This is a genomic window from Pseudomonas sp. ADPe (genome assembly GCF_014843515.1).
GTDB lineage: Bacteria > Pseudomonadota > Gammaproteobacteria > Pseudomonadales > Pseudomonadaceae > Pseudomonas > Pseudomonas citronellolis.
Map to the genome: position 1 here is coordinate 4635068 of NZ_CP062122.1, position 21223 is coordinate 4656290.

At 66.9% G+C, this 21223-nt stretch carries 22 protein-coding genes and 1 tRNA gene; 11 read left to right on the top strand and 12 right to left on the bottom strand.

All coding sequences use genetic code 11. The features are described 5' to 3' along the window. The first annotated feature begins 87 nt into the window (after positions 1-87). The 4 genes from pcaH (at position 88) to pcaC (ending at position 3304) form a co-directional block, all read left to right on the top strand. On the top strand, positions 88-807 hold the full coding sequence (gene pcaH, locus IG194_RS21045) for a protocatechuate 3,4-dioxygenase subunit beta (protein WP_058072712.1): 720 nt from the start codon (positions 88-90) through the stop codon (positions 805-807). An 11-nt stretch (positions 808-818) separates the two neighbouring features. Beyond that, the gene (gene pcaG, locus IG194_RS21050) at positions 819-1424 is read left to right on the top strand and encodes a protocatechuate 3,4-dioxygenase subunit alpha (protein ID WP_009618058.1); all 606 of its coding nucleotides are present in this window, start codon (positions 819-821) and stop codon (positions 1422-1424) included. A 105-nt stretch (positions 1425-1529) separates the two neighbouring features. Then, positions 1530-2879 carry a 3-carboxy-cis,cis-muconate cycloisomerase gene (locus tag IG194_RS21055; protein WP_058488648.1) on the top strand — a complete coding sequence of 450 codons (1350 nt, stop codon included), beginning with the start codon at positions 1530-1532 and terminating at the stop codon, positions 2877-2879. A 29-nt stretch (positions 2880-2908) separates the two neighbouring features. Next, positions 2909-3304 carry a 4-carboxymuconolactone decarboxylase gene (pcaC, locus tag IG194_RS21060; RefSeq protein ID WP_058072711.1) on the top strand — a complete coding sequence of 132 codons (396 nt, stop codon included), beginning with the start codon at positions 2909-2911 and terminating at the stop codon, positions 3302-3304. Positions 3305-3705: 401 nt separating this feature from the next. Here the strand turns inward: pcaC and IG194_RS21065 are convergent, their stop codons facing one another. Further along, positions 3706-5112 (bottom strand): DUF2252 domain-containing protein, encoded by a 1407-nt coding sequence (locus IG194_RS21065; RefSeq protein ID WP_058488649.1) that lies wholly within the window; start codon positions 5110-5112, stop codon positions 3706-3708. Between the two features lie 171 nt (positions 5113-5283). On the opposite strand from IG194_RS21065, the gene IG194_RS21070 reads away from it, so the two are divergent. Both IG194_RS21070 and IG194_RS21075 read left to right on the top strand, forming a co-directional pair. Next, positions 5284-6378: a DUF1615 domain-containing protein gene (locus tag IG194_RS21070; RefSeq protein WP_058489725.1), complete on the top strand. Its 1095-nt coding sequence runs from the start codon at positions 5284-5286 to the stop codon at positions 6376-6378. Between the two features lie 75 nt (positions 6379-6453). After that, positions 6454-7233, top strand: a complete 780-nt coding sequence (locus tag IG194_RS21075; RefSeq protein WP_058488650.1) for an SIR2 family NAD-dependent protein deacylase — start codon at positions 6454-6456, stop codon at positions 7231-7233. A gap of 21 nt (positions 7234-7254) precedes the next feature. Here IG194_RS21075 and IG194_RS21080 read toward each other — a convergent pair whose 3' ends face one another. Both IG194_RS21080 and IG194_RS21085 read right to left on the bottom strand, forming a co-directional pair. Further along, positions 7255-7887, bottom strand: coding sequence for a DUF2931 family protein (locus tag IG194_RS21080; protein WP_043272429.1), 633 nt, complete (start codon positions 7885-7887; stop codon positions 7255-7257). Further along, positions 7884-9779, bottom strand: a complete 1896-nt coding sequence (locus tag IG194_RS21085) for a PAAR domain-containing protein (protein WP_043272430.1) — start codon at positions 9777-9779, stop codon at positions 7884-7886. Before IG194_RS21085 ends, IG194_RS21080 begins: the two co-directional genes overlap by 4 nt. A 125-nt stretch (positions 9780-9904) precedes the next feature. On the opposite strand from IG194_RS21085, the gene IG194_RS21090 reads away from it, so the two are divergent. Continuing rightward, the gene (locus tag IG194_RS21090; protein ID WP_160329404.1) at positions 9905-10141 is read left to right on the top strand and encodes a hypothetical protein; all 237 of its coding nucleotides are present in this window, start codon (positions 9905-9907) and stop codon (positions 10139-10141) included. A 9-nt stretch (positions 10142-10150) separates the two neighbouring features. On the opposite strand, the gene IG194_RS21095 is transcribed toward IG194_RS21090, so the two are convergent. From IG194_RS21095 to IG194_RS21115, 5 genes are all read right to left on the bottom strand, one after another. After that, on the bottom strand, positions 10151-10579 hold the full coding sequence (locus IG194_RS21095) for a hypothetical protein (RefSeq protein ID WP_058072709.1): 429 nt from the start codon (positions 10577-10579) through the stop codon (positions 10151-10153). A gap of 196 nt (positions 10580-10775) precedes the next feature. Then, complete coding sequence (locus IG194_RS21100; RefSeq protein ID WP_058488651.1) at positions 10776-11369, bottom strand: GNAT family N-acetyltransferase; 594 nt, start codon at positions 11367-11369, stop codon at positions 10776-10778. A gap of 62 nt (positions 11370-11431) precedes the next feature. Further along, complete coding sequence (locus tag IG194_RS21105) at positions 11432-12106, bottom strand: polysaccharide lyase family 7 protein (RefSeq protein ID WP_058488652.1); 675 nt, start codon at positions 12104-12106, stop codon at positions 11432-11434. 175 nt (positions 12107-12281) lie between these two features. Continuing rightward, the gene (locus IG194_RS21110; protein WP_058488653.1) at positions 12282-13322 is read right to left on the bottom strand and encodes an aldo/keto reductase; all 1041 of its coding nucleotides are present in this window, start codon (positions 13320-13322) and stop codon (positions 12282-12284) included. 138 nt (positions 13323-13460) lie between these two features. Then, on the bottom strand, positions 13461-13898 hold the full coding sequence (locus tag IG194_RS21115; protein ID WP_058488654.1) for an Lrp/AsnC family transcriptional regulator: 438 nt from the start codon (positions 13896-13898) through the stop codon (positions 13461-13463). A 134-nt stretch (positions 13899-14032) separates the two neighbouring features. On the opposite strand from IG194_RS21115, the gene IG194_RS21120 reads away from it, so the two are divergent. From IG194_RS21120 to IG194_RS21130, 3 genes are all read left to right on the top strand, one after another. Further along, positions 14033-14953, top strand: coding sequence for a DMT family transporter (locus tag IG194_RS21120; RefSeq protein ID WP_058488655.1), 921 nt, complete (start codon positions 14033-14035; stop codon positions 14951-14953). Positions 14954-15013: 60 nt separating this feature from the next. Continuing rightward, entirely contained in the window at positions 15014-15415 is a 402-nt protein-coding gene (locus IG194_RS21125; RefSeq protein WP_082996198.1) for a hypothetical protein, read from the top strand. Between the two features lie 334 nt (positions 15416-15749). Continuing rightward, positions 15750-16061, top strand: a complete 312-nt coding sequence (locus IG194_RS21130) for a hypothetical protein (protein ID WP_141679698.1) — start codon at positions 15750-15752, stop codon at positions 16059-16061. Here IG194_RS21130 and IG194_RS21135 read toward each other — a convergent pair. The 4 genes from IG194_RS21135 to IG194_RS21150 all read right to left on the bottom strand — a co-directional run bounded on the left by IG194_RS21135 (position 16043) and on the right by IG194_RS21150 (position 20666). After that, positions 16043-16852: a gamma-glutamyl-gamma-aminobutyrate hydrolase family protein gene (locus IG194_RS21135; RefSeq protein ID WP_043272434.1), complete on the bottom strand. Its 810-nt coding sequence runs from the start codon at positions 16850-16852 to the stop codon at positions 16043-16045. The genes IG194_RS21130 and IG194_RS21135 overlap by 19 nt on opposite strands. A gap of 402 nt (positions 16853-17254) precedes the next feature. Further along, complete coding sequence (locus tag IG194_RS21140) at positions 17255-18472, bottom strand: sensor domain-containing diguanylate cyclase (protein ID WP_009618077.1); 1218 nt, start codon at positions 18470-18472, stop codon at positions 17255-17257. A gap of 314 nt (positions 18473-18786) precedes the next feature. Next, a complete protein-coding gene (locus tag IG194_RS21145) occupies positions 18787-19887 on the bottom strand; it encodes a polyamine ABC transporter substrate-binding protein (RefSeq protein ID WP_009618079.1) in 1101 nt (366 codons plus the stop codon). Positions 19888-20102: 215 nt separating this feature from the next. After that, a complete protein-coding gene (locus IG194_RS21150) occupies positions 20103-20666 on the bottom strand; it encodes a hypothetical protein (protein ID WP_058488656.1) in 564 nt (187 codons plus the stop codon). 162 nt (positions 20667-20828) lie between these two features. On the opposite strand from IG194_RS21150, the gene IG194_RS21155 reads away from it, so the two are divergent. Beyond that, positions 20829-20902: transfer RNA gene (locus IG194_RS21155), tRNA-Gly, on the top strand. The last annotated feature ends 321 nt before the right edge of the window (positions 20903-21223 follow it).

A 21223-nucleotide genomic window follows, 5' to 3' on the forward strand; every position in this document is an offset into this window, starting at 1 on the left:
TTTTCCTGCGCGTCGAGCTGGCGGAAACTGCGGAGCACATGCCTGGTGCTCTACAGGCTCCTATAACTCCAACAACAGGAGACCGTCATGTCCGAAGTGGACAGCAGCCGGTTCGTCATCCGTGACCGCAACTGGCACCCCAAAGCCCTCACCCCCGACTACAAGACCTCCGTCGCCCGCTCCCCGCGCCAGGCGCTGGTGAGCATCCCGCAGTCGATCTCCGAGACCACCGGCCCGGACTTCTCGCACCTGAAGTTCGGCGAGCACGACAACGACCTGCTGCTCAACTTCAACACCGGCGCCCTGCCCATCGGCGAGCGCATCGTCGTCCACGGCCGCGTCGTCGACCAGTACGGCAAGCCGGTGCCCAACACCCTGGTGGAAATGTGGCAGGCCAACGCCGGCGGCCGCTACCGGCACAAGAACGACCGCTACCTGGCGCCGCTGGACCCGAATTTCGGCGGCGTCGGCCGCGCCATCACCGACAGCGACGGCCGCTACATCTTCCGCACCATCAAGCCCGGCCCCTACCCGTGGCGCAACGGCCCCAACGACTGGCGCCCGGCGCACATCCACTTCTCCATCAGCGGCCCGTCCATCGCCACCCGGCTGATCACCCAGCTGTACTTCGAGGGCGACCCGCTGATCCCGATGTGCCCCATCGTCAAGTCGATCGCCAACCCCGAGGCGGTGCAGAGCCTGATCGCGCGCCTGGACATGGGCATGGCCAACCCCATGGATTGCCTGGCCTACCGCTTCGACATCGTCCTGCGCGGCCAGCGCCAGACCCACTTCGAAAATCGCTGAGGAGCTTCGCCATGCCCGTTCAACTGCTCCCCGAAACCCCCTCGCAGACCGCCGGCCCCTACGTGCACATCGGCCTGGCCCTGGAAGCGGCCGGCAACCCGACCCGCGACCTGGAAATCTGGAACCAGATGGCCAAGCCCGGCGCCGCCGGCGAGCACATCCTGCTGCTGGGCCACGTCTACGACGGCAACGGCCACCTGGTGCGCGACTCCTTCCTGGAGTTCTGGCAGGCCGACCACGAAGGCAACTACGACAGCCGCTACGACGCCGAGAAGGCGTTCAACGGCTTCGGCCGCACCGCCACCACCTTCGATGCCGGCGAGTGGACGCTGAAGACCATCAAGCCGGGCGTGACCAAGGCCGCCGATGGCCGCCCGCAGGCGCCGCACATCAACGTGTCGCTGTTCGCCCGCGGCATCAACATCCACCTGCAGACGCGCCTGTACTTCGAGGACGAGGCCGAGGCCAACGCCAAGGACCCGGTGCTCAACCTGATCGAACAGGCGCCGCGCCGCGAGACCCTGGTGGCCCGCCGCTGCGAAGTGAACGGCCAGCTGGCCTATCGTTTCGACATCCGCATCCAGGGCGAAGGCGAGACGGTGTTCTTCGATTTCTGATGCGTTCCGACGCCTGAACGGGCGGTCCGCGCGAGCGGTCCGCCCGTCGGCGTTCACGGCATGGCGTAGGCTGTGCCTGATGACGAAGAAAACTGGAGCCCTTGCGTGAGCAACCGACTTTTCGACGCCTACTTCACCCAGCCGGCGATGCGCGAGCTGTTCTGCGACCGCGCGCGCCTGCAGGGCATGCTCGACTTCGAGGCCGCCCTGGCCCGCGCCGAGGCGCGCTGCGGGGTGATCCCGGCCAGCGCGGTGGTGCCCATCGAGGCCGCCTGTCGCGCCGAGCTGTACGACTTCGACGCCCTGGCCACGGCCATCTGCAGCGCCGGCAACTCGGCCATCCCCATGGCCAAGGCGCTGGGTCGCCAGATCGCAGCGACGGACGTGGAAGCCGAGCGCTATGTGCACTTCGGCGCCACCAGCCAGGACGCCATGGACAGCGGCCTGGTGCTGCAACTGCGCGCCGCCGTCGGCCTGCTGGAAGACGACCTGGCGCGGCTGGGCGCGGCCCTGGCCGAACAGGCGCGCCAGCACGCCGACCTACCCATGGCCGGGCGCACCTGGCTGCAACACGCCACGCCGGTGACCCTGGGCATGAAGATCGCCGGCTGGCTCGGCGCGGTCACCCGCCACCGCGAGCGCCTGGCCGAACTCAAGCCGCGCCTGCTCAGCCTGCAGTTCGGCGGCGCCTCCGGCAGCCTGGCGGCGCTGGGCGACGACGGCTTCGCCGTGGCCGAGGCGCTGGCCGAGGAACTGCGCCTGCAACTGCCGGAACAGCCCTGGCACACCCAGCGCGACCGCCTCGTCGAATTCGCCGCCTGGCTCGGCCTGGTGGCCGGCAGCCTGGGCAAGCTCGGCCGCGACCTCAGCCTGCTGATGCAGACCGAGGCCGGCGAAGTCTTCGAACCTTCCGCGCCGGGCAAGGGCGGCTCCTCGACTATGCCGCACAAGCGCAACCCGGTGGGCGCCGCCGTGCTGATCGGCGCCGCCACCCGCGCGCCGGGCCTGGTGGCGACGATGCTGAGCGCGATGCCCCAGGAGCACGAGCGCAGCCTCGGCCTGTGGCATGCCGAATGGGAAAGCCTGCCGGAGCTTTGCTGCCTGGTCTCCGGCGCACTGCAGCAGGCGCTGCTGGTGGTGCCGGGCCTGGAAGTGGACGCCCAGCGCATGGCCCGCAACCTCGACCTGACCCGCGGCCTGGTGCTGGCCGAGGCGGTGAGCATCGCCCTGGCCCGGCGCATCGGCCGCGACGCCGCGCACCACCTGGTGGAGCAATGCTGCCGCCAGGCCGTGGCCGAAGGCGCGCACCTGCGCCAGGTGCTGGGCGGCAACGCCGAGGTCTGCGCGCAATTGAGCGAAGCCGAGCTGGATCGGCTGCTGGATCCGGCCCACTACCTGGGCCAGTGCCGCCGCTGGGTGGAACGCGCCCTGGAAGAACACGCGCGCCTCGGCTGAGGCGCGACAGACAAGCGAGAGAGAACCCGATGGACGAGAAACAACGCTACGAAGCCGGCATGCAGGTCCGCCGCGCGGTGCTGGGCGACGCCCACGTCGACCGCAGCCTGCAGAACCGCACCGCCTTCAACGAAGAATTCCAGGAAATGATCACCCGCCACGCCTGGGGCGACATCTGGACCCGCCCCGGCCTGCCGCGCCACACCCGCAGCCTGGTGACCATCGCCATGCTCATCGGCATGAACCGCGAAGGCGAACTGAAACTGCACCTGCGCGCCGCCCGCAACAACGGCGTGAGCCGCGAGGAGATCAAGGAAGTGCTGCTGCAGAGCGCGATCTACTGCGGCATCCCGGCGGCCAACGCCACCTTCCACCTGGCGGAGGAAGTGTGGAACGAGCTGGGGACGGAGTCGCTGGAGGGGTGAGCCTGATCTAACGGCGTATAACCGCGAACGGCCCTACGCTATGGCGCTTTTCGTAGGAGCGAGCTTGCTCGCGAATGGTGTCTACCTTCGGCGATGGAGTATCAGAGGGATTCCGGCCCCCTCTCCCCAGCCCTCTCCCTGAAGGGAGAGGGGGCTTGTCCGTGCCGAGAGGAGGAATGGTTTCAGCCGGTAATCACTGTGCTAGCCGGCTAACGCCGAAGTATCAGTATCTGCCCAACGGTCCCCTCTCCCTTCAGGGAGAGGGTTAGGGAGAGGGCGCTCTTGAGGGTGCACACCAAACCTGCCCGGTAGAACGCTTTGGTTCCCGGCGGCTCCGAGGCTGACCTTGGCGTTGGCTGTGGCTTCGTGTAGCGGCCTATAACCGCGAACGGTTATACGCCCTACGGCATCCGATCCGCGACGAAATCCGCCTCCGAACGCGCCTCCAGCTGCCCCTTGCGGCAAGCGCGCTGGAACCGCTCGAAGTCCCGCTCGTTCTGCAGCGCGTAAGCCTTGGCGTAATGCACCAGCGCATCGTTCAGCGCATCGCTCTTGCCGATGTAGCCGGCGATCCGCGCCGCCTGGCCGCCGGACTTGGCGTGGGCGCAGGCCAGGGCCCGGCCGCACACGCGGGCGTAGGCGAGGAAGGCGTTTTCGTCGAAGGTCTCCAGTTCCGCCGAGACCTTCATGTCACGCAGCTGGCGCACGTAGAAGTGGCGGCCGCCGGGGCCGGTGGTCCAGCCGAGGAAGAGGTCGCTGGCCGACTGCATCAGGCGCTGGCCGTCCACCACCCGCTGGCCCTGGTGGCGGGTGCGCAGCTTGCTGCGCACGTAGCCGGCCAGCACCGAGGGACGGGCTTCCTTGTACTGCAGGAACAGCGGCTGTTCCTGGGCGTCGATCAGCAGCGCCACCAGGCAGCGGGTGCCGACGCTGCCCACGCCCACCACCTTGAACACCAGGTCCTGCACCTCGAAGCGGTCCAGCAGGTCGCGGCGGTCGGCCTGCAGGGTGGCGCGGTAGTCGCGCATGAAGGTGTCGTGCAGGTCCTGCCAGTGCTCCAGGTCCATCCAGTCGTCGTCCTTGTCCAGCAGCGAGGTCGAAGCGTGCAGGTGGAAGATCTCCGGCAGGTCGTCGCGGATCTGCAGGCGGCCCTTGGCGTCGCGCTCGGCGATCTTCGGCAGCAGCTCGGCGTGGGTGCGACGGTTGGCCTTCTCGATGGCGCGCTGCACGTGTTCGCGCAGGTCCTTTTCCTTCTCCTGCTCCAGCGCCACCTCGTAGTCGATGCGCCCGTACCACAGCTCCAGGGCGCCCATCTCGGCGCACTCGGCCATGTTCTGCTGGTAGGAGGCGACCAACTCGTGGCAGGCGTTCTCTTCCACGGTCTCGCCGTGGCGCAGGTCGCGGGCGGCGATCAGGAAGCTCGCCACCAGGCGCTTGAGGTCCCATTCCCAGGGGCCGGGGTGGACCTCGTCGAAGTCGTTGACGTTGAACAGCAGGTTGCGCTCGGGGGAGGCGAAGCCGCCGAAGTTCATCAGGTGGCAGTCGCCGCAGATCGGCAATTCCATGCCCATGTCCGGGGTGCCCGAGAGGTCGTGGGCCTGGAGCAGGGCGCTGCCGCGGAAGAAGGTGAAGGGCGACACCAGCATGCGCCCGTAGCGCAGCGCCACCAGCGACTGCACGCGGCCGGCGCTGGAGGCTTCGATCAGCGGCAACGGGTCGCGATCGATCTTCCCGGGTTCGGAGTGGCTGCTGCGCGGGCACTTGTCGCGGGCGTCCTTGCCCTGCTTGCGGAGTTCCTTGATGTCCATCGTTCACCTCGAATCCGGGGGTCATGAATTCGAGCTTAGAGGCTGGCCAGGGGCCTGCAAGTCGGCGCGTTGGGCTGGCCTGGAAAGGGCATTTCTGCGATGGTCGCGGCGTCTCGTCGTCAGGAAGCGTCCATGTCCGCCATCGCCATTGTGCTCGCCCGTCCCGCCAAAATGCCCTGGCGCGCCCTGGGCATCGCCCTCGGCCTGCTGGCCCTGGCCGGCTGCAGCTCGCAGTCCGCCCGTCAGGCGCCGGAGCCGACGCCGGCGCAGGTGCGCGCCACCCTGGCGCAGTTGCTGCCGGCCAAGGTGAGCGACCGCAGCGGCTGGGCCACGGACATCCAGGCGGCCTTCGCCGCCCAGCGCATCCGCCCGAGCACCGAGAACCTCTGCTCGGTGCTGGCGATCACCGAGCAGGAATCCAACTTCCAGGCCGACCCGCAGGTGCCGGGCCTGGGCCGCATCGCCCGCGGCGAGATGCAGAAGCGCGCCGCGCGCCTGCACGTCCCCAGCTTCCTGCTCGACGCCGCGCTGGCGCTGAAGTCGCCCACCGGCAAGAGCTACAGCCAGCGCCTGGACGCGGTGCGCAGCGAGCGCGAGCTGAGCGCCATCTTCGACGACTTCATCGGCATGGTGCCGCTCGGCCAGCAACTGTTCGGCCGCTTCAACCCGGTGCGCACCGGCGGGCCCATGCAGGTCGGCGTGGCATTCGCCGAGCAGCACGCCGAGGGCTACCCGTACCCGCTGAAGGGCAGCGTGCGCCAGGAGGTGTTCAGCCGCCGCGGCGGCATGTACTTCGGCATCGCCCACCTGCTGGGCTACCCGGCGGACTACCAGCGGCCGCTGTACCGCTTCGCCGACTTCAACGCCGGCTGGTACGCCAGCCGCAACGCCGCCTTCCAGCGCGCGGTGAGCCTGGCCACCGGCATCCCGCTGGCGCTGGACGGCGACCTGATCCGCTACGACTCCAGCGCCGCCGGCGCCACCGAGCTTGCGGTGCGCACCCTGGGCCCACGCCTGGGCCTGAGCGACAGCCAGATCCGCCGCGACCTGGAGCAGGGCGAGCGCGCCGAATTCGGCGAGACGAAGCTCTACGCCAAGGTCTTCGCCCTGGCCGAGAAGAACGAAGGCAAGCCCCTGGCCCGGGCGGTGCTGCCGGGCATCACCCTGCACAGCCCGAAGATCACCCGCAACCTCACCACCGCCTGGTTCGCCCAGCGCGTGGACGAGCGCTACCAGCGCTGCCTGGCGCGCGCTGGCAAGCGCTGACCGCCGCAGGCCGCCTTGCGCAGGCCGCCCGGCGCCGCGAATAATCCCGGGCCCACTCCCGACGAGGCGCCCGGTATGCCCGCATCCTTCCCTCCCGTCCTGCTCGATGCCCTGCGCCAGGCGCGGCACCTGGTGGTGTTCACCGGAGCCGGAGTTTCCGCCGAGAGCGGCATCCCCACCTTCCGCGATGCCCTGAGTGGCCTGTGGCAGCGCTTCGATCCCGCCCAGTTGGCCACCCCCGAAGCCTTCGCCGAAGACCCGGCGCTGGTCTGGGGCTGGTACGAATGGCGGCGCATGAAGGTGCTGGCCGCGCAGCCCAACCCGGCGCACCGGGCCATCGCCGAACTGGCCGCGCGGGTACCGCGCCTGAGCCTGGTGACGCAGAACGTCGACGACCTCCACGAACGCGCCGGCAGCCCGGCGGCGATCCACCTGCACGGCAGCCTGCACCAGCCGCGCTGCGTGGCCTGCGGCCGGGCCCACGACGGCCTTTCGACGAGCCTGCGGGAACCGGAAGAGGGCCGCCGTCTGGAACCACCACGCTGCGTCCATTGCGGCGAGCGGGTGCGCCCCGGCGTGGTGTGGTTCGGTGAAATGCTCCCGGAAGCCGCATTGGAGGAAGCCTTCGCCGCCGCCAGGGCTTGTGACTGCCTGCTCTCCATCGGCACCTCCGGCGTGGTCCAGCCCGCCGCGATGATTCCGCAACTGGCCGCGGAAAGCGGTGCCGTGGTCGCCCACGTCAACCCGCAGCCGGTGAGCGTGCGCGGGCCGCGGCAGTTCAGCCTGGAAGGGCCTGCCGGGGTGGTGTTGCCGGCGTTGAGCGAGGCGGCTTTCGGTTATCGGAGGCAGGTCTGAAGGAGGGGGGGCTTCGGGTAGCTACCAGGAGTCATAGGGAATGCCTTGTTCTCGGATATAGGCCTGGGCGGCTTCGGTCGGCGGACGGTAATAGATCCCCTTTGAATGCCCTTCATAGGGGCCCCGCTTATCGATGACTCCCTTGAAACGCCCGATTTCCTTCTCCTCGAGGCAGGGGCCGCCGACCCAGGCCTTGGCGATGCCGCCAGGGGCCATACCGATGGAGATCATCTTGCGGTAGTCAGTTACCCAACTCCTGTCGCCCAGGCAGTAGGCCTGCTGGGGTTTGAGCATCTCATCGCGGACCCACTGCGGGATGTTGATGCGCACGTTGTAGGTCTGGGGTTCCACGAGGGACTGCCAGCGGATGAAGATGATTTCCGGCAGATCGACGCCTGTTACCGGCTTCAATTTGCCCATGCCGTTCTTGGGCCAGCCGACAGGGCTTCCGCTGTAGCCGACGACCCCCCCATGTACGTGTTCGTAGGCCAGCCCGCGTCTGTCCACCACATCGACACTTTCGACCCAGACCTCCATGTATTTCGGCGCACCTATACCGACGGACCAGGCGTTGTAGGGCAGCTTGGGTCGACCTTGGCTTGTAGCGCAGCCAGTAAGCGAGACTGCAATTAGGACGAATAGGAGCTTTCTCATTCCGGGTAACCCTGCTGCGGTTTGTTGCTATAGGACAGCCGCCGATTCGGTGCGGGTTTGTTGACCATCACTCCGCTGCTGGGAGTCCAGTGGGCCGACAGGTGTATGTAGCGTATCCGTAGCAGGCGATTGTCTTCCTTGCTCAAGCGAAGAGGGGCGCCTTGGGCATAGGCCTGGATTTTGGTGGCGATAGAGTGAAGCTCGCCGGGTATTTCAAAGCGGCGATCTTCGGCGTTGAGAGTGTCGAAAGGTGCACCATGTTGTAAGGCCAATTCACGCATCACCCGAAGCGCCACCCGTGACAGTTCGCCTCGTACCCGACGCTGAATGGCTATGGCAACCAACGCCCTTTGCGACACGTCATGTTCATTGGCGTTGGGGAAATGCCAGCCGACCGGCTCCATCTGGCCATCGCCGGGCAGTCCGTCCAGTTCCAGCCGGGCGACCTCAAGCTGGGCCTCCCGCCATACCGAGCTGCGTTCCAGGGGCATGTTGGGGCTGACCCGGGTGGCGCGTGGCCGGCTCAGCAACAGTTTCTCCTGCATCAGGGCCGGGTAGCCGCCGCCGATGTCCGAATGTGCGCCGGGCAGGGAAATCTCCTGGTGGTGCGGGGCTACGCTTGTCAGGGGAAAGTTCCAGCGGCGTTCGTCGGCCGCGGTCAGTTGTACGACCTTGCGCGCGCAACCGGGGGGCAGGTAGAGGTTGATGCCGGGGTTGAGGTCGTTGGCTGGGCTCCAGTCGCCGCGCAGTGGGTCGACGATGGCGGCCACGGTATCGAACAGGCCGATGAAGTTGATGCGGACGTCGGTAGTCCAGTCGAAATCCGCCAGCAGGCCGAACTGCCCGGGCTTTAATACTTCGCCCAGGATGCCGCCATCGGGCTTGAGCACTTCGTTGGCGAAGTGGCGGGCTGCCGCCGCGCCGCGGCTGAAACCGAAGAGGTCGAATTCGAGACGGGCTATACGGGGGGCTGGGTTGGTTCTTATGAACAGCCGTAGTTGCTCTTTGATCGTTGCGGGGCTTTGTATTACGCGTTGCAGTACGCCGGTTTCTCCCAGCCCCGTTGCTTGGCTGACGCGTGAGTCCGGCGCGCCGCTGGTGGTGCCTATGCCTTCGATGTAGAAAGGCACGAAAGCCATGGTGGCATCGGGTTCTAGTGGGTCCCGTGCATGGTCTGGGTAGAGTTCAGATAGCAGGGCCACATTGCTCGGTGCATTCCCGTAGCTGTCATTCGGATGGCTCTGGAAGACGCCATGCTCGTCCGGGGCGCTGAAGCCGAAGCGTTCGCAGATGGCGATGGTGTCCAGCAGGGTTTCCTCGCCGAGCTGCTGACGGTCGTCTTGGCGGCAGCGCTCGGTCAGTGCCGCGTTGGCCAGGTTGTTGCCGGTGCCGTCGAAGAAGGCTGCCAGGCGCAGGGTCAGGCCTGGCGTCTCGTCCAGCTCTTCTTCTTCGTCTTCCTCTTCCGGTTCTTCCTGGTCAGTGGCTACTCGCACGGCCTGGCCGTCGAGCTCGAGTTGCTGGAATGCCTGCAAGGCCTCCAGGCTGGGGAAGCGCAGGTGTACGCCGCTGGCCATTTCGCCTGGCGGCTGCCAGTCCAGGCCGACGCTTTCCTCGGCCATCAGGGTGTGGGTCTGGCTGGCGATCAGTCGATGGCTGCCGGGCGGGCAGCCGCAGCTGACTACATGGTCATGGCCGGCCACCGGTTCACCGTTGGCCAGCCAGGTAGGGTTGCCTTCTGCGATCAGCCCGACGCTGCCACATCTCGGACAGCGCACCGGGTCGTTGCGCCGCGCAGCGAGGCGATGGCCGATGATCAGGTCAGGGGAGCCGGCGAGCACCTGGCCGCCGGTGGTAGTGCTGTCGTCCTTGCGAACGACGAAACGCTGGCCCATGTTGCAACTCCTGCAAGCATTCGGATGAGTCCGGCTGGCAGGAAATGCCTTTGTCGAGGGTTTGGCTGTCGGTGGTTTCTTGGCTGGGTGAGAGGCTTTTCCGGTTGCTTGCAGATTCGATCACAGTGCTCAGGCAATGCCGTCCGGCCGGGCGATTTCCAGCTCCGGCAACGGCTTGCCCAGCAGCTCCTGACCAGTACGGCGAACGTCAACGTTGCCACGCCGGCCACCTGCAGCAGCGTCTTGAAGCCACCGACGAAGGCCTGGCGCGCCAGCGGCGCCAGGGCTTCGCGCAGCGCCGAGCCGCCCAGCGCGTGGACGAGCGCTACCAGCGCTGCCTGGCGCGCGCTGGCAAGCGCTGAGGCGGCGGTTCAGTCGGTGCCGTATTTCTTGTCGATCTTGCGCTTTTCCAGTGTGTAGGCGGCGAGATCGATCTGGCCGTTCTTCAATTGGTCGTCGAGAGCGCTGAGTTCCTTTTCCGACTTCGACTCGAGGTTGGCGCGGGTGGCCTGGTAGTTGATCGACTTGGCAGCGTCATAGCCGCTGACCGGGTCCCAGAGGATCGACAGCGGCCACAGCAGCAGGTTGAGTACGCCGTAGCCGTACTCGCGACCGTAGAAGGAGCCGCCGCCCGGCAGCAGGCCAAGTGCCGCGCCGGCTCCGGGGCTCTTCTCCTCGATCAGTTGACCCTTGGCCTCGTAGCGGGCGTACTCGGCTTTCTGTGGGGCGCTCAGGCCGCTGGCGCAGCCGCTGCACAGGGCGATCAGCGCGGCCCCGGCGATAATGCGTTTAACGAACATCCTGTCACTCCATGTCATGTCACAAAACCGCCACTTGCTGGTGGCGGCGCAGACTAACATTGATAGTGGCTAGTGGCCATTTCTTTGTTCGGCAACGCGTTCGCTGCGCCCAGGTATTGGTTTCAGGTGCATTTGTGCAGGCTGGCCCGTCCCTGTTCTGCTCAGGCTGAGTCGAGCTCGGCGCGGTGGCTGAGCTTCAGCTGCGGCCCAGGCGCGCCAGTAACGCGGCCTTCACCGCCGGCCATTCGTCGTCGATGATGCTGAAGCGCACCGAGTCGCGCTTGCGCCCGTCGGGCATGATCCGCTCGTGGCGGACGATGCCCTCCTGCACCGCGCCCAGGCGCAGGAGGGCGGCGCGGGACTTCTCGTTGAGCACGTCGGTGGTGAACTGCACGCGCACGCAGTGCATGACTTCGAAGGCGTATTCCAGCAGCAGGAACTTGGCCTCGGTGTTGATCGCCGTGCGCTGCGCCGAGGCGGCCAGCCAGGTGTGGCCGATCTCCAGCTTGCGGTTGGCGCGGTCGATCTTCCAGAAACGCGTGCTGCCGACGATGCGCCCGCTGCGGCGGTCGCGGATGGCGAAGGGCAGCACGGTGCCGGCGTTGCGCCCGGCCAGGGCCTTGTCCAGGTAGGCGTCGAGGCTGTCCGGCCCCGGCACCACCGTGACCTTGAGGCTCCATAGCTCGCCGTCGGCCGCCGCGGCGAGGAGTTCGCCGGCCTGGTCGCGGGCCAGGGGCAGGAGTTCGGCGTGCTCGCCGGTGAGGCGGGGCTGGGGCTCAGGGGCGGTCATGGCGGTTTCCTTGGCTGGGCCCCCGAGCTTGCCGCGTTCGGGCGCGGAAGCAAAGCCGCACGCTAGACGTGGCTCAGCTGCAGGTCATGGATGATGCACACCGAACCGTCCGTGGCCAGGGTGGCGCTGGTGTAGTCGACCTGGTTGTACACCCCGCCGTGGAAGTCGAAGGCGTGGCCGGCCCAGTCCGGGTCGAGGGTCATGGGCGCGAGGTTGGAGGTGCGCCCGTCGCAGCTGGCCTGCACCGTGATCACGGCCGAGGCGGTGGCGTGGATGAGGATGCTGAAGCGCGCGCCCAGCGGCACCTTGTCCAGCACCGTGCTGTTCACCGGGTCGGGCTGGTCGAAGTGCTGACGAAAGCCCAGGGTGATCTTGCCCTTGTTCCAGAACACCTTGACCACCGGGCTGTCGTCGTTGAGCACGTGCATCTGCGAGATCACCACCTTCTGCGCCGAGTTCACCCGCGTCAGCGTCATCTCCTGGCGGTTGCTGTGCTCGCGCGCGCTTTCCAGCAGCCAGTACTTCGCCTCCTTCCATTCGCAGCGGGTGCGCTGGGTGCTCTTGCTGGATGCGCCGAGGGTCGGCGCGGTGAACTGCACGCTGCCGTCGGGCAGGCGTGTGACCAGCTCCGGGTACTGCTGCAGCGCCTGGCTGCCGGGGATCTCCAGGGCCACCGGGTTGGTGGCCGAGCGGGGGACGGGCAGGCCGATGGTCAGGTTGTCGATGTTCACGCTCATGTCGTCAGTCCTCTGCTGTGGGAAGGGCGCAAGCGAAAAGGCAGGCGCGGGGCCTGCTTGATGGATGCGACTGACGACGGCGGCGAATGCTCAGGATTTCCGCATGAGCGGTAGGCCGGGGCAGGGCGCCGGGGTGGCCGGGGCCCTGCCCGCGAATCGCGCGCAGAGCGCCTGCTCAGCGCCCGCCCAACTGGCCGCGGCGGTATTCGCCCTGGCGTTCGAGCATCCAGCCGGGGTATTCGGCCGGCAGCGCGCTGACCTGGGCGAGGGTGGCCAGTTCTTCGGCGTTCAGCTCGACCTGGGTGGCGGCGATGTTGTCCTCGAGCTGCTCCAGGCGCTTGGCGCCGATGATCACGCTGGTCACCGCTTCCTGATGCAGCAGCCAGGCCAGGGCCACCTGCGCCACCGATACGCCCTTGGCTTCGGCGATGCCGCGCATGGCGTCGATGCAGTCGTAGGCGCGTTCGCGGTTCACCGGCGGGAAGTCGAACTGGGTGCGCCGGCTGCCGGCCTCGGCCTGCTGGTCACGGCCGTACTTGCCGCTGAGCAGGCCGCCGGCCAGGGGGCTCCAGACCATCAGGCCGACCTTCTCGCTGCGCAGCAGCGGCACCAGTTCGCGCTCCAGGTCGCGGCCGGCGATGCTGTAGTACGCCTGCAGCGACTCGAAGCGGGCCAGGCCGAGGCGCTCGGCGGTGCCCAGGGCCTTCATGATCTGCCAGGCCGCCCAGTTGGAGACGCCGACGTAGCGCACCAGGCCCTGGCGCACCAGGTCGTCGAGGGCGCGCAGGGTTTCCTCGATCGGCGTGGCCGGGTCGAAGCCGTGCACCTGGTAGAGGTCGATGTGGTCCAGCTGCAGGCGCTCCAGGCTGGCCTGCACGCCGCCGGCGATGTGGTAGCGCGACAGGCCGCGGGAGTTGGCGCCGCGGGTGCCGGTCTCGCCGAACACCTTGGTGGCGATCACCACGTCCTCGCGGGGCACGCCGAGGTTCTTCAGGGCCTGGCCGGTGATGACTTCGGAGCGGCCCTCGGAATACACGTCGGCGGTGTCGATGAAGTTGATGCCGGCCGCCAGGGCCGCGCCGACCAGCTGCTCGGCCTCGGCCTGCTGCAGCTTGCCGATCTGGCTCCACAGCTGGCCTTCGCCGCCGAAGGTCATGGTGCCCAGGCAGAGTTCCGAGACGAACAGACCGGTGTTGCCGAACTTTCTGTAGCGCATGGCGAGCAATCCTCGGGAGGGGGCAGGGAAGGCGCCGCTGCCTCGCGCAGCGGCGGACGCCACCAGTATGGGCGCCGCGCCCTGGAAGGACGGCGCTCGATGCTGCCGCATTCTTGCCTATTGCTGCCGGCGCCCGCCTCAGGCCATGGGCGGCAGGCGGCGCTTGACCGGGGTCTTCTTGACGATGGCGGTGCTGGTCTCGGCGTAGGCGTTGAGGCGGTCGAGCAGGGTGTCCAGCTGCTCCATGTCGCGCACGCACAGGCGGGCGACGAAGCAGTCGTCGCCGGTGATCTTGTCGCACTCGGTGAACTCGGGGATGGCCTGGATCTGCCGTTCCACCTCGTGCAGCCGGCCGGGCAGCGGGCGCACGCGGACGATGGCCTGCAGCAGGTAGCCGAAGGCCTTCGGGTCCACCTCCAGGGTGTAGCCGCGGATCACCCCGCGGTCCTCCAGCTTGCGCAGGCGCTCGCCGACGCTGGGCGCGGACAGCCCGCTGACCTGGGCCAGGGCCTTGAGCGACAGGCGCGAGTCTTCCATCAGGCCGGCGATCAGCAACTGGTCGATTTCGTCGGTCATCTTCGGCTCGTTAGGTGATTGTGGGCAGACGCCTTGATAGTAAAGGCAGTATTTCGAGAGTGCCTTGCGTTTGCGATGGAAGGGCGGGGTGGCGCCTTGTCATGCTGTAGGCACACCTTGCAGGAGGAAGCCCCATGGACAAGTCCCTTCGACGCGGCACCCTGGAGATGACCGCGGCCATGCTGATCTGCGGCACCATCGGCTGGCTGGTGCTGGTGTCCGGCCAGCCGGTGCTGGACGTGGTGTTCTGGCGCTGCGTGTTCGGCGCCGCCACCTTGCTGGTCGCCTGCGCCCTGCTCGGGATGCTGCGCCCGGGCGTGCTTAGCCTTTCCGCCTTCGGCCTGGCGCTGCTCAGCGGGGTGGCCATCGTCGGCAACTGGGTGCTGCTGTTCGCCTCCTATTCGCGGGCGTCCATCGCCATCGGCACCGCGGTGTACAACACCCAGCCCTTCATGCTGGTGCTGCTGGCCGCGGTGTTCCTCGGCGAAAAGCTCAGTGCGCGCAAGCTCGGCTGGCTGGGGCTGTCCTTCGCCGGCATGCTGGCCATCGTCAGCTCCCACGGCAGCGGCGGGCCGGGCAGCGACTACCTGGGCGGCATCGCCCTGGCCCTGGGCGCGGCGCTGCTGTACGCCTTCGCCGCGCTGATCGTCAAGCGCCTGCAGACGGTGCCTCCGCATGTGATCGCACTGGTGCAGGTGTGCAGCGGCGTGTTGCTGCTGGCGCCCCTGGCCAACCTCTCGGCGCTGCCGCAGCAGCCGTCGGCCTGGGCCTGCCTGGCCACCCTCGGCATCGTCCACACCGGGCTGATGTACGTGCTGCTCTACGGCGCGATCCAGAAACTGCCGACGGCGCTGACCGGCGCGCTGTCGTTCATCTACCCGGTGGCGGCGATCCTGGTGGACTGGGTGGTGTTCGGCCACCGCCTGGGCCTGGTGCAGTGGCTGGGCGTGGCGGCCATCCTCCTGGCCGCGGCCGGCATGCAGCGCGACTGGGGGCTGCCGCGGCGGTTGGCTGCGCGCTTCGCATTGCGTGGGACGGATTACGGAAAGCGCTGAGGCGTGGGAATTTTTCCCCAGGCGGTGACTCCAACTCCCACCAAGTCACGCCATGGGTGAATGATGAACTACAAGCTGTTGCCAATGATCGGGTTCGCGGTGCTGCTCGGCGCCTGCGGCGGCAAGGAGGCGGAGGTGTGCGCCAGCAAGGACATGCGCGACCAGTTGGTGAAGGTATTCACCGACGGCCCGCTGTCCGGCCGCGGCGACCTGCTCAAGGACGTGGAGCTGCGCGACGCGGCCATCCTCGAGAAGGACCCGGACAGCGGCGTGCTCGAATGCGTGGCCACCTTCCGCGTGCCGGTGGGCCAGCAGGTGGTGCAGGGGCCGCTGGAGTACCGCATCGCCCCGGCGGCGAAGTCCGATCATGACTATCTGTTGCTGTTCACCAAGAGCGAGCGGGCGTTGGCGCTGGCCGACCGGATTCAGCGGGTGTTCCCGGCGGCGGGGACGTCGCAGTGATGATGGGAGTGTAGGAGCGAGCTTGCTCGCGAACCTCCTGGCGGTTGCGGTGTATCGGTTGTTCCCTCACCCCAGCCCTCTCCCGGAGGGAGAGGGAGCCGTTCGGCGTGAGTGGTGAATCCAGAGTCAGCCTGAAATGCCTGTCTGTCCCTGCGTTCGCAAGAGTGGCGAAGGGGAAGGATGGTGCCTGACCTCCAGACCGCTCAGGACAGCCCCCTCTCCCGCTTGCGGGAGAGGGTTGGGGAGAGGGTGCTCTTGAGCCTGGCACCTGCGCCACCGGCAGCTTCCATTCGCGAGCAAGGACCAGGCGTCCCCCTCGCTCCTACGAAAAGCCGTGCTCGCCTGCAACGTAGGCGCAACTGTCTTGGCGGCTGCGCCGAAGCGCGCCTCAACGGATGGGTTGAGCCTTGGCGAAACCCATGCGGTGGTGGTGATGGGTATCGCTTCGCTCAACACCATCCTACGAAAAGCCATGCTCGCTCATCCGCGAATCACGCCGATATCACCGGCTATCGCGGACGCGCAGGCAACTGCCAGCCTCTGCAGTGGCCCGAACGCCGCACAAACGAAAAAGCCGCTCCCCCATGAGGAGGAGCGGCTTTTTCATCAGCGCCTTTCGGCGCCCGCTCAGGCAGCGTTGCCGTAGCGGGCCTGCTTCTTCTTGACCTGCTGGCGGCACGCGTCGCCGAAGGCCTGGAAGATTTTCACCGAATCGGGGTTCTTCAGCGCCTGCCATTCCGGGTGCCACTGCACCGCGAAGAGGAAGGGCGACAGGCTCGGCGCGTGGATCGCCTCGACCAGGCCGTCTTCGGCGTGGGCGATGGGCTCCAGGCCCTTGCCGAGGTTCTTCAGGCCCTGGCCGTGCAGCGAGTTGACCTGGATCGAGTCGGTCTGCAGCAGCTTGTGCAGCCAGGTGTTCTGCGCCACGCGCACGCTGTGCGCCGGGGCGTATTGCACCTCGACCGGGTCTTCGGGGTTTTCCCGGTGGTCGTTGAAGCCGGGCTCGGCGTAGACCTTCTGGTAAATGTCGCCGCCCAGCGCCACGTTGATTTCCTGCATGCCGCGGCAGATGCCGAAGATCGGCAGGCCACGGGCGATGGCGGCCTTGATCAGGGGCAGGTCGAAGAGGTCGCGCTGCTTGTCCTGGGCCTTGCCGGGGGTTTCGTTTTCCTGGCCGTAGAGGGCCGGGTCGATGTTGCTGCCGGCGCCGGTGAGGTAGACGCCGTCGGCCATGTCGAGGTACTGCTCGAGATCGTCGATGCCGCAGCAGGTCGGCACCAGGACCGGCACGCAACCGGCGATGTCGCTGATCGGGGTGATGTACTTGTGGGTCATCACCTGATAGTCGTGGCCCTTGCGTTCCTGGGCGCCCATGGACATCAGGACGACGGGCTTGCGGAGTTTCTGATTGTTATTGCCAATGTTGCTGTTGGACATATGTCACCTTGGGACAGGCTCGGCCTGTCGTTTATGTGCAGGCGCGGCCGGGAGGGCGCTACCTGGGGCTCCGAGCACTGCCGTAGCGGGGCTGGAAGCGCCCGCAAACGGTCGAAGCCTGCCCACCAGCCTGCCAGAGCCGTAAAATATGTCAAACAATTTCGCTTTCGATCGTTAAAAATAATGGCCGAAATTCATGGCGATTTCATTTTCAACTCACTGTATTTAAAGGATTTTCTCTTTAATTCGATAAATATCGGTCCATTATTTTTTACGGATCAGACCTTTACATGAAAATTATACTGAACATTTTCACGGAAAATCGCCGGGCACGCGCCGGCCGCGCCCTTGAGCGGGCGCCGCGTCTGAAGCTTTCCTGCGGGGGCGCTGGCGCCCGGCCGGTCAGCCGGGCAGTTCGACCTTGCCGGGCGGCAGCGGCGCCTTGGCCGGATCGCCGCTGAAGGCTTCCACCCGGTTGCGCCCGCCGTGCTTGGCGGCGTACAGGGCCACGTCGGCGTTGCCCACCAGGGCTTCCTGGCTGGCCACCGGGCCCTGGGCGGTGGAGGCCACGCCGATGCTCACCGTCAGGTGGCCGCGGGCGGCCCAGGCGTGGGGCAGTTGCAGGGCCTCGACGGCGGCGCGGATGCGCTCGCCGATGGCGCAGGCGCTGGCCAGGTCGGCGCCGGGCATGACCACGGTGAACTCCTCGCCGCCGAAGCGCGCGACGAAGTCGCAGTGCTCGCGCACGTTGTCGCGGATGGCCTCGGCCACGCGGCGGATGCCGACGTCGCCGGCGAGGTGGCCGTAGCCGTCGTTGTAGAGCTTGAAGTGGTCGATATCCAGCATCAGCACGCTAAGCGGCTCGGCGTGCCGTGCGCAGCGGTGCCATTCGCGCTTGAGCGTCTCGTCCAGGTGGCGCTTGTTGGCGATGCGGGTGAGGTCGTCGGTGCGGCTGAGCACCGCCAGTTCCTGGTTGGCCAGCGCGTACTTGTGCGCCAGCACCTGGTGTTCCCAGGCCAGCTTGAGCGCCTCGTTGAAGCGGATCTGCAGGCGCCGGCCCATTTCCGCGATGAACGGGCAGACCACCCAGGCGGAGACCGCCAGGAAGGTCGCCTGGGGTTCGGGGTCGCGGAAATAGGCGATGCCCAGGAAGAAGAACATGGGCACGTGGAAGGCCAGGTGCGCCGGCCAGTAGGACACGTTGCTCATGGCCACCATCACCGAGGCCAGGGCGATGCAGCCGTAGATCACGTCCTCGTAGGGCGTGCCGTAGCTCATCAGCCAGATGGCGCCGATGCCCCAGGCCAGCCCCACGGCGCCGCACTGCAGCATGGTCAGGCGCGCCCAAGTCTGCGGCGCCAGGCGCTGCGGGTTGCGCCGCCAGGCGTACACCAGGCCCAGGCGCACGCTCATCAGCAGCACCAGCACGGCGAGCCAAAGGCAGCGCCCGAGCAGGGGCGCGCTGGCATGGTAGACGCCGAACACCATGGTGCCGGAGAACACGTTGCCCACCGCGGTGGACGGGCTGGTGGAGAACAGCGTGGCGACGCGCTCGGCCAGGTAGTCCTCGGCGGGGCGCTCGGGCAGCGGTGGCGGGTTGGTGTCGGGGTAGGCGGTCATGCCTGGGCTCCTGGGTGCGCCCCGGGACGGTGCGGCGGGGGCGGGCGCAGGCACGCGCCGGCCCGGCGCGCTGGCGCCTCGGTCCATGGCGGTGCGCTTGCCCGGCCCGACCGATGGCTTCCGTTGCGCGGGAAAATGCAGTGATGTCTCGACGCCATCATGCCTGGAGTACGATGGGAATTCGAGCCCGCGGACGACGGAAGGCAGCGCCGCCGGGCGGGAAGCGGAAAGCGAGACGCCCCCTCTCGCTGGGCGAAAAGGGGGCGTTTTTCTTGCCATTGCACCATCCTGGTGCGTTATCTCCCGGGTGCGGCTTACTTGCCGGTCTTGATGGTGGTCCAGCTGCGGGTCATCAGGCGCTGGGTGTTGGCCGGCAGGTCCGGGAAGGCGTACAGCTTCTTCATCACCTCTTCCTTCGGATAGATGCCCGGGTCGTTGCGGATTTCCTCGTTCACCAGCGCGGTGGCGGCAGCGTTGCCGTTGGGGAAGGAGGTGACGTTGCTGATCTCGGCGATCACCTGCGGCTCGAGCAGGAAGTTGACCCACTGCAGCGCGCCTTCGGGGTTCTCGGCGTCCTTCGGAATGGCCACGGTGTCGAAGAAGGCGCCGGCGCCTTCCTTCGGAATGTTGTAGAGCACGTGGACGTTGTTCTTCGCTTCCGCGGCGCGGGCCTTGGCCTGGTAGACGTCGCCCGAGTAGCCGACGGCGACGCAGATATTGCCGTTGGCCAGGTCCGAGATGTACTTGGAGGAGTGGAAGTAGGTGATGTACGGGCGGATCTTCTGGTACAGCGCGGTGGCCGCCTTGATCTCCTTCGGATCATTGCTGTCGGGCTTGTAGCCCAGGTAGTGGAGGGCCGCCGGCAGCATCTCGGTGGGCGAGTCGAGGAAGCTCACGCCGCACTGCTTGAGCTTCTGGATGTTCTCGGGCTTGAACACCAGGTCCCAGGAATCCACCGGGGCGTTGTCGCCGAGCACGGCCTTGACCTTGTCCGGGTTGTAGCCCAGGCCGATGGTGCCCCACATGTAGGGGATGGCGAACTTGTTGCCCGGGTCGCTGATCTCGAGTGTCTTCATCAGGTCCGGGTTGAGGTTCTTCCAGTTCGGCAGCTTGGACCTGTCCAGCGGCATGTAGACGCCGGCCTTGATCTGCTTGGCGAGGAAGTTGTTCGACGGCACCACCACGTCGTAGCCGGACTTGCCGGCCAGCAGCTTGGCTTCCAGCACTTCGTTGCTGTCGTAGACGTCGTAGACGACCTTGATGCCGGTGGCCTTGGTGAACTTGTCGACCGTGTCAGGGGCGATGTAGTCGGACCAGTTGTAAACGTGCAGCACTTTGTTGTCCGCCTGCGCCATACCAGCCACAGCGCCCGCCAGAGTCACGGCGAGCAGGGTCTTGCCGAAGGTCTTGAACATGCAGGTTGCTCCGATTTTCTTCTATCCGTGCGTAAGTTGGGTCTTCCGCACGGATCGACAGCAAGAACCATTCCCGATAATGGCGCCCGGCCATTCCCGGGGCGCAGGCCCCCGGCGGCTCTAGCCTGGCGCCAAGGGGCGGGAGGAGGGCAGGCGGGCACGGCGACGGAATCCCGGCGCGGGCTGTTACAAGGCGTACCGTCGTGCCAGGTGGCTCAATCGAGCCGGTAACGCGCGAGGTCCTGCGTAGAAAGCACGCGCATGCGCCCCGGCTCGATGGCCGCCATGTCGTCCAGCAGGGCGACGGGCACATCCATCTCGCGCAGATAGGCGGCAGGGCTGTAGCGGCTGGCGCCGTCGGCCAGCCAGGAATCGCCGCCGGGGAAGTAGGGACGGTGCAGGCCGACATAGCCGCGCACCCGCCGTGTGTGCCCGGCGGCCAGCAGGTAGACGCAGGTGCCCTGGCACACGCTGTTGCGCGGCACCCAGGTATCGAACCCGGCCTCGCGCAGCAGCCGGCCCATCTTGATGGCCTCGCCCAGGCTGCCGCCGATGGAATCGAGCAGGGCGATCTTGCGGGCGAACTTGCCGGGGTTGCGCTTCAGCCCCTGCAGCAGGCGCTCGTAGTCCCCCGGCGCGATGTCCTCGGTGACGCGCACCGCCAGGGTGAGCCCCAGCGACTTGTTCTGCACCGGCGCAACCTCGACCCGCGCGAACGCCGCCGTCGAACACAGCACCGAAAGACCGAGCACGGCCGCGCGCACCAGGGTATTGCCCATGAACCTGCCTCGCCTTGAACCCAGCGGGAAATCGATGGGAGCGGAAGATACCGCCGATGCTGGCATTTGGCATCCCCCGGCACAGCCGAATCGGCGAATGCCCCGAAGTGCAGCACCAAGGCTTCACTCCGCCCGCGCCTTCTGGTAAAAAGGCACCCCCAAGCGGGCGTCGTATAATGGTATTACCTGAGCTTCCCAAGCTCATGACGAGGGTTCGATTCCCTTCGCCCGCTCCAGATTCCACGGGCCTCTCAGCGGCCCAGCGAGACCTTCGCGAACAGCTGGGGGCCGTTTCGGGGGCCGTTTCTGTGAGTCTGTGCCAGCGTGCGCCGGAGTGTGAGCGCGGCAGAGTGGACCAGACTTACAACCCAGCGGCCGAAGGCATGACCTTCGTTTTATGTTGACCCATCGAAATTGGGTAATTTTGGTAATTTCATTTTTGAAATACCGTTTTTCCCTTTTTTTCAATGGATTGCAACGATTTCTTAAAGGTAATAATAGGGTAATTTTAGGGTAATCGAATTACCTTTCCCCAAGGTAAGTTTTCGGTTTTATCA